The 12,219-nt window shown below is 67.7% G+C and carries 8 protein-coding genes; 3 read left to right on the forward strand and 5 right to left on the reverse strand.

Annotated elements, in window-relative coordinates; translation table 11 throughout:
- Window positions 1-268: 268 nt before the first annotated feature.
- On the reverse strand, window positions 269-1,243 hold the full coding sequence (locus H7U20_RS00870) for an MBL fold metallo-hydrolase (protein ID WP_199517730.1): 975 nt from the start codon (window positions 1,241-1,243) through the stop codon (window positions 269-271).
- A 127-nt stretch (window positions 1,244-1,370) separates the two neighbouring features.
- On the opposite strand from H7U20_RS00870, the gene H7U20_RS00875 reads away from it, so the two are divergent.
- Complete coding sequence (locus tag H7U20_RS00875; protein ID WP_199517731.1) at window positions 1,371-2,336, forward strand: LysR family transcriptional regulator; 966 nt, start codon at window positions 1,371-1,373, stop codon at window positions 2,334-2,336.
- Here H7U20_RS00875 and mnmH read toward each other — a convergent pair.
- Both mnmH and H7U20_RS00885 read right to left on the reverse strand, forming a co-directional pair.
- Window positions 2,281-3,342 (reverse strand): tRNA 2-selenouridine(34) synthase MnmH, encoded by a 1,062-nt coding sequence (gene mnmH, locus H7U20_RS00880; RefSeq protein ID WP_199517732.1) that lies wholly within the window; start codon window positions 3,340-3,342, stop codon window positions 2,281-2,283. The genes H7U20_RS00875 and mnmH overlap by 56 nt on opposite strands.
- On the reverse strand, window positions 3,339-3,968 hold the full coding sequence (locus H7U20_RS00885; protein ID WP_233410416.1) for an arylesterase: 630 nt from the start codon (window positions 3,966-3,968) through the stop codon (window positions 3,339-3,341). The genes mnmH and H7U20_RS00885 overlap by 4 nt, the downstream gene beginning before the upstream one ends.
- Before the next feature lie 32 nt (window positions 3,969-4,000).
- Between H7U20_RS00885 and H7U20_RS00890 the strand changes: the two genes are divergently transcribed.
- Window positions 4,001-4,765 carry an ABC transporter ATP-binding protein gene (locus tag H7U20_RS00890; protein ID WP_199517734.1) on the forward strand — a complete coding sequence of 255 codons (765 nt, stop codon included), beginning with the start codon at window positions 4,001-4,003 and terminating at the stop codon, window positions 4,763-4,765.
- A gap of 34 nt (window positions 4,766-4,799) precedes the next feature.
- Here the strand turns inward: H7U20_RS00890 and H7U20_RS00895 are convergent, their stop codons facing one another.
- Complete coding sequence (locus H7U20_RS00895) at window positions 4,800-6,377, reverse strand: NAD(P)H-hydrate dehydratase (RefSeq protein ID WP_199517735.1); 1,578 nt, start codon at window positions 6,375-6,377, stop codon at window positions 4,800-4,802.
- Between the two features lie 155 nt (window positions 6,378-6,532).
- On the opposite strand from H7U20_RS00895, the gene H7U20_RS00900 reads away from it, so the two are divergent.
- Window positions 6,533-10,138 (forward strand): hydantoinase B/oxoprolinase family protein, encoded by a 3,606-nt coding sequence (locus tag H7U20_RS00900; protein ID WP_199517736.1) that lies wholly within the window; start codon window positions 6,533-6,535, stop codon window positions 10,136-10,138.
- Window positions 10,139-10,299: 161 nt separating this feature from the next.
- Here the strand turns inward: H7U20_RS00900 and H7U20_RS00905 are convergent, their stop codons facing one another.
- On the reverse strand, window positions 10,300-11,937 hold the full coding sequence (locus H7U20_RS00905; protein ID WP_199517737.1) for a tetratricopeptide repeat protein: 1,638 nt from the start codon (window positions 11,935-11,937) through the stop codon (window positions 10,300-10,302).
- Window positions 11,938-12,219 lie beyond the last annotated feature (282 nt).

Here is a 12,219-nt window from a genome sequence, read left to right on the forward strand (position 1 = left end):
CCACCGATGGCGGAAACAAGTAGCTGGTCTGTCGGTCTACGGGGATAAATCTGCTCATCCGGCCCTCTCGCAAATCAAATCGTCGTCGGCATCCATTTTACCGGCTCACCTCGCTTCTTTCTAGACGATAGTCCGACAGACTGCTAGGCTGCGGCATCCTGATGAGCATTCAGCGCCAGTCGCGGCCGCAGCGGCGCGCCTAGGGCAGGGCGCCGCCGGCCGGGCGCCGCTGCGGCGCCCGGATGAATCCGCTGTTCAGCCGCGCCGGTCAGCGCATCTGGGTGTAGTTCACCGGCAGCCATTGGTAGGTTTTGCCGACGCTGCGCAAATGCCCCAGTCCAGGGAACTGTAGATGCGCAGCGCCCACCAGCGTGGCGTCCTTGGCGGCCAGGGTGAACGCCTTGGCACGCGCCGCGGCGGCTGCTTTGGGCGCGCCATCAAAGACGATCGTCACGGCGGGATGGTTGAACTGCACCGCCGCGACGTGGATCAGGTCGCCCACCAGCAACAGTTTCTTCCCATCGCTTTCGATCAGATAGTTGGTGTGTCCGGCGGTATGGCCGTAGGCCGACGAGGACTTTATTCCCGGCAGTAATTCGGTATCACCGGCGAACGGCAGGAATTTCCCGGCGGCGACGTAAGGATTGAGCGAGTTCATCGCTCCTTGGAAGAAGCCCTTGGCCGCCTCCGGCGCCTTGGCCATGTTCTCCTGGCTCAGCCAGAATTCCGAATCTTGCCGATCGGCCCGTACCTTTGCGTTGGGAAAGGCCGGCACGCCATCGGCAAGCAGCCCGCCGACGTGATCGGGGTGCAGATGGGTCAGATAGATTTCGTCGATTTGCGCGGGCTCGTAGCCGGACGCCTTCAGATTGGCGATCAGTTTGCCAAGCGTCGGCCCGAACAGGCCGGCCGCGCCCGTATCGACCAGCACCAGGGACTTGCCGGTGTTGATCAGGTAGGCGTTGACCGAGGTCTCCAGCGGCGCGGCGAGGAAGGCGGCCGCCAGCAGCCGCTTGGTCTTGCCCGGGGGCTCCATCAGCAACTGATCCACCGGCAAGTCCACCGTGCCATCGCTGAGCGCGGTGATTTCAAAGTTGCCCAGCATCAGACGGAAATAGCCGGGCGCGGAGACTTTCGCCATCGGCGCGGCGGCCAGCGCCGGCCCGCTGCCGCCGACGAACACGGCCATCGTCGTCGCCAGTGCGGCGGCGCGGGCGATCTTGCTCAGTGTGGGATGAAACATGGGTGTTTCCTTTCTGGCCCTGGGGCAAATGATTGTCGATGCGCAAATTGTAGGTCTTTGCAAAAAGTGGCACAATTAATCAGTTTGCAATTGATCTTTGCGTATTTCGCAAAAAGAGAGGCTGAAGATGTTGGATGGAATACGTATCTTCCTTGCCGTGGCGGAGGCAGCCAGTTTGTCGGCGGTGGCACGCGGCCGCAGCGTCGCCGTATCCTCGGTGTCGCGCAAGATCGATGCCCTGGAAAGAGAACTGGGCGTCAAACTATTGCATCGCAGCACCCGCCTGCTCATGCTGACGGATGCCGGTGAGCAGTTTTTGCCACGGGCCAGAGCCATCGTCGCGGAGCTCGACGACGCCAAGGATGCTTTTTCCGAATTGCATGCCGAGCCGAGAGGTCGCCTGACCGTCACCGCGCCTTCGTCGTTTGGACGCCGCCACATCGCGCCGGCCGTCCTGAGTTTTCTCAAGCAATACCCCTTGCTGGAGATCGACCTCCACCTCAGCGACGAGATGGTCGACCTGACGGCGCGGCGGGTGGACGTGGCGATCCGCATCGGCGTGTTGCCGGACAGTGATTTGATCGCCACCCGACTGGCGCCGATGCGGCGGCTGGCCTGTGCCAGCCCGGCCTATCTGGCCGCGCATGGCTGGCCGGCGTCGCCGCAGCAATTGTTGGAGCACAACTGCCTGAACGTGGCGACCCTGCCGGTGCCGACGGGCTGGTGGTGCTTCGCCGGCGTCAACGGCGACGCGGCACTGCCGGTGCGCGGCAATTTGCGTTGCGACGATACGGAAACCCTATTGCAGGCCGCGCTGGCCGGCGCCGGCGTGGCGCATCTGGCCAGCTGGATGGTGAGCGGTCCGATCGCGGCGGGGCAGTTGCTGCCGCTGTTTCCCGACGCGCCGCAGAATTTGTCGGCGCCGCAATCGGAGATCCACGCGGTGCGCATGCCCGGCCGTTCGCATGCCGCCAAGGCGCAATTGTTCATCGCCCATTTGCGCGATGCCTTCGGCGCGCCGCCGTACTGGGAGCGGGCTAGTCGGCCGGCGCCTGCAGACGGCGCGCCGCCGTCAGGAAGTCGGCCGGCGTGATGTCGTCCAGTTCCAGCGCGGTGCCCTGTTCGTACAGCGTGAAGTTGCGGTTGATCGAACGCAGATAGGCCGGGTCGTAATGATCGGCCAGCAGCTCCTCGACCAGCTGCGCCATGGCGCCGGCGCTGGCCATCTGCTGCCAGCGGGCGATTTTTTCACGGCCGTGCAGCAGCGCCAGGCAGTCGAGCTGGGTGTTCAGGGCGGTGGCGTCCTGGGTGAAGTGGGCGTAATCCTCCATCAGCAGGCGCACGCGGTTGGCGCGCGACAGCGTCAAGGCCACGCAGGGCGAGGCGCGCATGCTGTCCATCAGCGCCGCCGGCACGCGCAACTGGCCGACCTTTTTGCTTTCCGATTCGACGAACACGGGCCGCGCCGGGTCGAAGCCGCGCAGCGCGTGCCAGATGCTGGTCTCGAAGGCCTTCTGGCTCGGTTGTGGCTGGCTGGGCAGGTCGCCCAGCACCGAGCCGCGATGGGCCGCCAGCCGTTCCAGGTCGAGCACCTGGGCGCCGTCGGCGTGCATCACTTCGAGCAGGCGGCTCTTGCCGCTGCCGGTGGTGCCGCAGACGACGCGGAACGGCAGCGCCGGCGGCAGCTCCAGCGCGGCGGCGACGTGGTTGCGGAAGGCCTTGTAGCCGCCGTCGAGCTGCACCACCGGCCAGCCTATCTTGGCCATGATGTGGGCCATCGAGCCGCTGCGGTTGCCGCCGCGCCAGCAGTAGACCAGCGGCTTCCACTCGCGCGGCTTGTCCAGCCACAGGGTTTCGATATAGTGGCCGATGTTCTTTGCCACCAGGGCGGCGCCGATCTTCTTCGCCTCGAAGGCGTTGACCTGCTTGTACAGCGTGCCGACATGGATGCGCTGGGCGTCGTCGAGCACCGGGCAGTTGATGGCGCCGGGCAGATGGTCGAGGGCGAACTCGCCGGGGCTGCGGGCGTCGATGATGGTGTCGAACTGGTCCAGTTGCGGCAGGACTTCTTCAAAGCTGAGTAGTGCGGGATACTTCATCGTGGTTTCAATAGCTTCTGCAGGGACGGCCATATGTTGGCGAGGATGATGGGGTGCGCTTCGGCCGTCGGGTGCAGGCGGTCGGGCTGGAACAACTGGGCCTTGTCGGCCACGCCTTCGAGCATGAAGGGCACCAGCGGCGCCTTCAGCTCCTTGCTCAGGCTGGAGTACATGGCGAAGAATTTGTCGGCGTAGTCGCGGCCGTAGTTGGGCGGCATGCGCATGCCGACCAGCAGCACGCTGGCCTTGGCCTGGTGGGCGGCGGCGGCCATGGCGCGCAGATTGGCCTCGGCGGCGGCCACCGGCAGGCCGCGCAGGCCGTCGTTGGCGCCCAGCTCGATCACCACCAGCGATGGACGGTACTTGTCCAGCAGCGCCGGCAGGCGGCTGCGGCCGCCGCTGGTGGTCTCGCCGCTGATGCTGGCGTTGACGATGGCGGCGTCGATGTTGTCGCTCTTGAGGCGGCGCTCGGCCAGGGCGACCCAGCCGGCGCCACGGCTCAGGCCATATTCGGCCGACAGGCTGTCGCCCAGCACGAGGACGGTTTTTGGTGCAGAATGGGCGCTTGCGGCGCCGGTCACCAATAGCAAGGCGGCCAGCGCCACCCGGCTCGTTACGAGTTTCATCAGTTTATTCAGCATAGTCATCCATAATCAGCATGCCCGAGTTCCCTCAAGCGACTTCCCGTTTCATTCCAGATTGCCCAGCGTTGGCGGGCGGCGTGGCCGCCAACGCCACCGCCGCTGCGCTGGCCACGCTCGCGCCGGCCATCGCCGTCAGCGGCTTGAGCAAGCGCGTCGCCGACGCCAGCGGCGAGCTGACGATCCTGCATCCGCTCGATTTTACAGTGCAACCGGCCGAGACGTTGGCAATTGTGGGCGCCTCGGGTTCGGGCAAGTCGACTTTGCTGGGCTTGCTGGCCGGCCTGGATACGCCCAGCAGCGGCAAGGTGGCGCTGGCCGGGGTCGACATCTTCGCCCTCGACGAGGACGGCCGCGCCGCGTTGCGCATGGCGCAGCTGGGCTTTGTGTTCCAGTCCTTCCAGCTGTTGGCCCATCTGACGGCGCTGGAGAACGTCATGCTGCCGCTGGAGTTGCGCGGCGACGCGCAGGCGCGCGCCCAGGCCGAGGCGATGCTGGGGCGGGTCGGGCTGGGCGCGCGGCTGGGCCACTATCCGAAGTATCTGTCGGGCGGCGAGCAGCAGCGCGTGGCGCTGGCGCGCGCCTTCGTCACGGCGCCGCCGCTGCTGTTCGCCGACGAGCCGACCGGCAGCCTGGACGCGGCCACCGGCGAGGCGGTGATCCAGCTGATGTTTGAATTGAACCGCGAGCGCGCTTCGACCCTGGTGCTGGTGACGCACGATCCGCACATCGCGGCGCGCTGCGGCCGCATCATCACGATCGCCGCCGGCCGCCTGGTCTGAGGCCGGCGCGCCGGACTGGCGCGCGCCGACGTGGCTAGTGCGCCTGGTACTGCACCATGCGGTTGAGGGCGACGCGGATGGCCGGGATCAATTCGCCGGCGGCCAGGCCGATCGGCCCGCTGCCTTCGGTGACCAGCACGTCGGCCGCCATGCCGTGCAGCCAGACGGCGGCCAGCGCCGCCTCCCAGGCCGGCCAGCCCTGCGCAAGCAGGCTGCCGCACAGGCCGGACAGCACGTCGCCGGTGCCGGCCGTGGCCAGCGCCGGATTGCCGGTGCCGTTGATGACGACGGCGCCATCCGGCTGCGCGATCACCGTTCCCGATCCCTTCAACACGACGACGGCTTGGAAGCGCTCGGCCAGCCGGCGCGCCGCGCCGATGCGGTCGGCCTGCACCTCGGCCGCCGTCGCGCCGAGCAGGCGGGCCGCCTCCAGCGGATGCGGCGTCAGCACGGTGGCGGCGCCGCGCCGCAGCAGTTGTTGCTGCAGCGCGCTGTCGGCGGCGAGCAGGTTGAGGGCGTCGGCGTCGGCCAGCAGCGCGCTGCCGCTGGCCAGCGCGCGCGCCAGCAAGTCCTGCGCCAGGCGCGCCAGGCCCAGACCGGGGCCGACCACCAAGGTCGCGCTGTCGAGGTCGAAGTCGGCCGCCAGCCGGCACATCAGCTCGGGCTGCGCACTGTCGTAGGCCGGCGCGTCCTCGGCGAAGGCGACGAAGACGCGGCCGGCACCGCTGTGCAGCGCGGCGCGCGCCGCCAGGATGGGCGCGCCGCTCATGCCGTGCGCGCCACCGATCACCGCGACGTCGCCGAAGCTGCCCTTGTGGCTGTTGTGCTGGCGGCTGCGCAGGTGGCGGGCGAAGAACTCGACCGCGTTCATGTGCATGCGCGAGGGCGGCAGCAGCGCCGGGTCGAGGTCGAGCCGCGACACGTCGACCAGGCCGGCGTGGTCGCGCCCGTCGCAGGTGTGCAGGCCGGGCTTGTCGCCGATGAAGGTGATGGTGTGGCTGGCGCGCACCGCCACGCCGTCCGGCCCGACGATGGCGCCGGTGTCGGCATCGAGGCCGCTGGGCAGGTCGAGCGCCAGCACCTGGCAGTCGAGCTGGTTGATGGTGTCGACCAAGGCGTGCAGCGCGCCGTCCAACGGACGCCGCAGGCCGATGCCGAACAGGCCGTCGACCACCAGGTTCCACGGCGTGGCGGCGATGGCGGCGTCGTTCGGGTCGATGAAGCGGGCGTCGCTGAGCTGGGCGCGGCGCAACGCCTCGCCGCGTTCCGGCGCGGCCGCGTCCGACCCGTTGGCACCCGGCGAGGCGACGCCCGGCGTGGCGACGCCCGGCGTAGCGACGCCCGGCGTAGCGACGCCCGGCGGGAAATGCAGCACGCTGACCTGGGCGCCGGCGTGGGCCAGGTGGGCCGCCGTCTCCAGCGCGTCGCCGCCGTTGTTGCCGGGGCCGGCCAGGATCAGCACCCTGGCCTTGGCCGTGGAAAAGGGCAGCAGGTCGAGCGCGGCGTTGGCACCGGCCTGGCCGGCGCGCTGCATCAGGGCGCCGGGCGGCAGCAGGGGCGCGGCGCGCTGTTCGATGGCGCGGATTTCGGCGACGCTGTACAGTGGATTCATAGGCTCTACGGCTGGTTGGTGGCGGGTCGCCCGACGACGTCTTAATGATAATACAAATATGCTATTGAAATAATTTGTCCGGCGGCGCTGTGCCGCCCGCGCAACGGCCGTCTCTAGCACTACAATAGCAATTCATTCAACATGACGAGGTGTGCATGGATTGGCAATTCTGGATCGACCGGGGCGGTACCTTTACGGACATCGTGGCACGACTGCCGAACGGCAGCCTGCGGACCCATAAGCTATTGTCGGAAAATCCGGAACAGTACCGCGACGCCGCCATCGCCGGCATCCGCCACCTGATGGGCGTGGCCGCCAAGGCCGCCATCCCGGTCGAGCGCATCGAGGCGGTGAAGATGGGCACCACGGTGGCCACCAACGCCCTGCTCGAACGCAAGGGCGAGGCCACCGCGCTGGCCGTCACGCGCGGCTTCCGCGACGCGCTGCGCATCGCCTACCAGAACCGGCCGCGCCTGTTCGACCGCCACATCGTGCTGCCCGAGCTGCTGTACCAACACGTCATCGAGATCGACGAACGGGTCGGCGCCCACGGCGAGGTGGTCACGCCGCTGGCCGCCGACGCCGCCCGCGCCGCACTGCAGGCGGTCTACGACCAGGGCCTGCGCTCGCTGGCCATCGTCTTCATGCACGGCTACCGCTATCACGCCCACGAGGCCAAGGTGGCCGAGATGGCGCGCGAGATCGGCTTCACCCAGGTCTCCGTGTCGCACATGGTCAGCCCCTTGATGAAGCTGGTGGCGCGCGGCGACACCACCGTGGTCGACGCCTATCTGTCGCCGATCCTGCGGCGCTACGTCGAGCAGGTCGCCACCGAACTGCCCGGCGTGAACCTGCAGTTCATGCAGTCGAACGGCGGCCTGACCGACGCGCGCACCTTCCAGGGCAAGGACAGCATCCTCAGCGGCCCGGCCGGCGGCATCGTCGGCATGGTGCGCGCCAGCCGCCTGGCCGGCTTCGAGCGGGTCATCGGCTTCGACATGGGCGGCACCTCGACCGACGTGTCGCACTACTCGGGCGAGTTCGAGCGGGTCTTCGAAACCCAGGTGGCCGGCGTGCGCATGCGCGCGCCGATGATGAGCATCCACACCGTGGCCGCCGGCGGCGGCTCGATCCTGCACTTCGACGGCAGCCGCTACCGGGTCGGCCCGGACAGCGCCGGCGCCAACCCCGGCCCGGCCAGCTACCGTCGCGGCGGGCCGCTGGCGGTCACCGACTGCAACGTCATGCTGGGCAAAATCCAGCCGGCCCACTTCCCGCAGCTGTTCGGCGCCGACGGCCGCCAGGCGCTCGACGTGGCCACCGTGCGCCAACAGTTCGCCGCGCTGGCCGCCCGCATCGGCGTCGCCACCGGCCGGCACAGCAGCCCGGAGCAGGTGGCCGAGGGCTATATCGAGATCGCCGTGGGGAACATGGCCAACGCCATCAAGCAGATCTCCGTGCAGCGCGGCCACGACGTCACCGAATACACCCTCACCAGCTTCGGCGGCGCCGGCGGCCAGCACGCCTGCCTGGTGGCCGACGCGTTGGGCATGAAGACCGTCTTCGTCCACTCGCTGGCCGGGGTGATGTCGGCCTACGGCATGGGCCTGGCCGACCAGAGCGCGATGCGCGAGGCGGCGGTGGAACTCAAGCTGGCCGGCGACATCGAGGCCGAACTGGCGGCGCGCCTGCACGCGCTCGGCCGCCAGGCGCGCGCCGAGCTGCAGCACCAGGGCGTGGCCGACGCGCGCATCAGCCTGATCGAGCGGGTCCATTTGCGCTACGAGGGCACCGACTCGGCGCTGATCGTGGCCCTGGGTTCGATGGCGGCGATGCAGGCCCAGTTCGAGGCCGGCTATAAGAAACGCTTCTCCTTCCTGATGCCGGGCAAGGCCTTGATCGTCGAGGCGGTTTCGGTCGAGGCGCTGGGCAAGTCCGACGCGCCGGCCGAGACGGTGACGCCGGCGCCGCGCCGCCTGCGCGGCCTGGTGCCGCACGCGGTGGTGCCGATGTACTGCGCCGGCAAGTGGCGCGACACCAATCTGTACCAGCGCGGCGACACGCGCATCGGCGACATCGTCAAAGGTCCGGCGATCATCGCCGAGGCCAACGCCACCACCGTGGTGGAACCGGGCTGGCAGGCCGAGGTGACGCCGAACGACCACCTGGTGCTGACCCGCATCGAGGCGCTGCCGGCGCGGCGCGCCATCGGCACCACGGCCGACCCGGTGATGCTGGAGATATTCAATAAACTGTTTATGTCGATCGCCGAGCAGATGGGCCTGCGCCTGCAGAACACCGCCTACTCGGTCAACATCAAGGAGCGGCTCGACTTCAGCTGCGCCATCTTCGACGCCGCCGGCAACCTGATCGCCAACGCGCCGCACATGCCGGTGCACCTGGGCTCGATGGGCGAGAGCATCAAGACGGTGATGCAGGCGAACGCCGGCCGGATGCGGCCGGGCGACGTCTACATGCTCAACGATCCCTACCACGGCGGCACCCATCTGCCCGACGTGACGGTGATCTCGCCGGTGTTCGACCAGGCCGGCGCCGCCATCCTGTTCTATGTCGGTTCGCGCGGCCACCACGCCGACATAGGCGGCACCACGCCCGGCTCGATGCCGCCGGACTCGCGCAGCATCGTCGAAGAGGGTGTCCTGATCAACAACTTCAAGCTGGTCGACGGCGCCGCCGGCGGCCAACTGCGCGACGCCGAGGCGCGCGCGCTGCTGACCGGCGCCACCTACCCGGCGCGCAATCCGGACCAGAACATGGCCGACCTGCGCGCCCAGGTGGCGGCCAACCAGAAGGGCGTCGACGAGCTGCGCAAGATGGTCGCGCACTTCGGCCTCGACGTGGTGCAGGCTTACATGGGCCACGTGCAGGACAACGCCGAGGAGGCGGTGCGCCGTGTCATCGGCACCTTGGGCGATGGCAGTTACACCGTCCAGCTGGACAACGGCGCGCAGATCCAGGTGGCGGTGCGGGTCGACCGCGCCCAGCGCAGCGCCGAGATCGACTTCAGCGGCACCTCGGCGCAATTGGAAAACAACTTCAACGCGCCGTCGGCGGTGTGCATGGCTGCGGTGCTGTATGTGTTCCGCACCCTGGTCGACGACGACATTCCGCTCAACGCCGGCTGCCTGAAGCCGCTCAAGGTGCTGATTCCGCCGGGTTCGATGCTCAATCCGCACTATCCGGCCTCGGTCGTGTCGGGCAATGTGGAAACCTCGACCTGCATCACCAACGCCTTGTACGGCGCGCTGGGCGTGATGGCGGCCTCGCAGGGGACGATGAACAATTTCACCTTCGGGAATGAGCGCTACCAGTACTACGAGACGATCAGCGGCGGCTCCGGCGCCGGGCCGGGCTTCGACGGCACCAGCGTGGTGCAAACGAATATGACCAACTCGCGCCTGACCGATCCGGAGATCCTTGAGTTCCGCTTCCCGGTGCGCCTGGACAGCTACGAGATCCGCGCCGGTTCCGGCGGGGCGGGGCGCTGGCACGGTGGCGACGGCGGCGTGCGCAAGGTGCGCTTCCTCGAAGCGATGACGGCGGCGATCCTGTCGAACAACCGCATCCACGCGCCGTTCGGCATGGCCGGCGGCGAACCCGGCGCCACCGGACGCAACCTGGTGCAGCGCAGCGACGGCAGCGTCGAGGAGCTGGGCCACATCGGTAAGTGCGCGATGCAGGTGGACGATGTGTTCATCATCGAGACGCCGGGTGGTGGCGGCTACGGCGCGGCGGAGTAGGGCGCGACGGCTGGCGCTGAGCTGAGGCGCCGCGCTGCCAACCGACCCCAGCGGCGTGAATCTAGGGTCGGACCCGCGGGGTCCGACCCTGGCTCTGCGCCTTTGGGTGGTTTTTGCAGCCGGCACCTCGGATTCAGCGCCGCGCTGGCCGCGCGTGTCGCTCAGGCGGTGGTGGAAATACCGTACTTGCGCTGCGTCGAAGTGTACTGCGCGTGCAGCGTGGCCAGCGCCGGATGGGCCGGCGCCAGGCCGCGCACCCGTTCGATCAATTCGCCGCAGCGTTCGCCCAGCGGCGCTTCCCAACCCAGGTCGTCGAGCTGCTTGAGGATCGCCGAGGCGGCCGCCGTCAGTAGCGGCACGTTGCCCGGCGTCTTGCGCAGGGCGATATTGAGCACGTCGACGGCGGCGCGCAGGTCGCCCTGGCTGCGTTTGTCGGCGGCGTCGGTGAGCAGCTCCTCGACCTGGCGGTTGACGGTGTCGCCGACCTCCAGCGCCAGGTCGTGGCGGCCGGCCTTCTCGAACACGTCGACCGCGTCGTCGGTGGAAATGCCGCTGTCGGTGTCGTTCATCAGGTTGATCATCAACTCGGAGGCCTGGCTGTCCAATTTGTTTTTCAGGCAGCTGTGCACCAGTCCCACCTTCAGCCCGGTCGACAGGCCCCGGCTGGTGCCGACGGCGGTGACGGCGGTGGCCAGTTCGGCGGCGGCGGCCGGCAGGTTGCCGGTCATCTCCTGCAGCAGGGCGGCGGCGATGGCGCGGCAGGCGTCGGTGTTGGCGTTGCCGCGCAGCGAACGTTCGAGGTCGCGGATCACCCCGCCGGCCTGGTTGGCGTCACCCTTCTTGACCAGGGTCTTGACCAGGTTGACGTGGTCCTCCGGGTCGCGGAATTCGGAATACTTGGCCTTGGCCACCACCTGCTTGAAGGCCTTCTCGGCGACGCCGACGTCGCCCGTCTCGAAGGCCACCTCGCCCAGATGGCGTAGCCGCGCCACCATGTGCGGCGAGATCGCCACGGCATCCTCGAGGATCTTCTTGGCCTGCACCGCCTGGCCCATCGCCTCGTGGGTCTTGGCCAGCAGGTCGTAGGCGGCCATGAACTTGGGATTCTCTTCGATCAGCGCGTTCAGCGTTTGCAGCGCCTCCTCGTAGCGCGCCAGGCCGTGCTGGCAGCGCGCCAGGCCCAGATGGGCCCAGCCCAGCGGCCGTTGCACCAGGATGGCCTGGTAAATCAGCGCCGCTTCGGCCAGCTCGTCGAGGGTGACGTGCATCTCGGCGCGCAGGCGGGCGAAGTCGATGGCGTAGCGCGGGTGCTGCAGCTCCAGTTCGCCGCAACTGCCGATGGCCTTGCGCAGATTGCCCAGGCCGACCAGATGGAACACCGGCATGAAGACGGCGCGGCGGTCGACGGCGCGGGTGATGCGCTGGATCAGCACGTCGACGGTGAACGGTTTCAGGATGTAGTCGGTCGGCGTCAGCTCGGCCGCGCTGATGACCTTGCTGTACACGCCTTCCGAGGTCAGCATGATGAAGATGGTCCACTGGCCGATCAATTTGTGCAGCCGCAGGTCCTCGAGCAGTTGTTGGCCGTCCTGGCCGTTGTCGTTGCTGCCGCTGCCCAGGTCGTACTCGCAAAGCACGATGTCGAAGGATTTTTTGCCCAGCTGGCGGATCGCCGTGCCCGAGCTGACCGCGTATTCGATCTTGCTGATCGACGACAGGTTCAGCATATTGTGCAGGCTGGCGCGCATCCCTGGGTTGGGATCGACGATCAACACCGACAAATCGCTATATTCTGGCATTTTTTACTTTCGTAGGTCGGGCGGCCATGCTTTGCGCGGCTACTCATGTATCAACGGCAGGCTTCAGCTAGTTCAAGCTAGCATACTCCAAGGTAATACGTTTTTGCGCGAAAAACAGGGGAATTGCTCCGTGGAAGCTTGATTTTGGTGCAATAAATGGCAAAAATGTTGCTTCTGCGGCACTTTCGCCCTTGCCGGCGGCTGCTATGCGGGGGGCGGAAGAGGTATAATGCGCGCAAAGGAATTTTAGCAATACGAATCTGTGCCACATCTACCTTTAAT

This window comes from Rugamonas violacea (assembly GCF_016461825.1).
Taxonomy (GTDB): domain Bacteria; phylum Pseudomonadota; class Gammaproteobacteria; order Burkholderiales; family Burkholderiaceae_D; genus Rugamonas.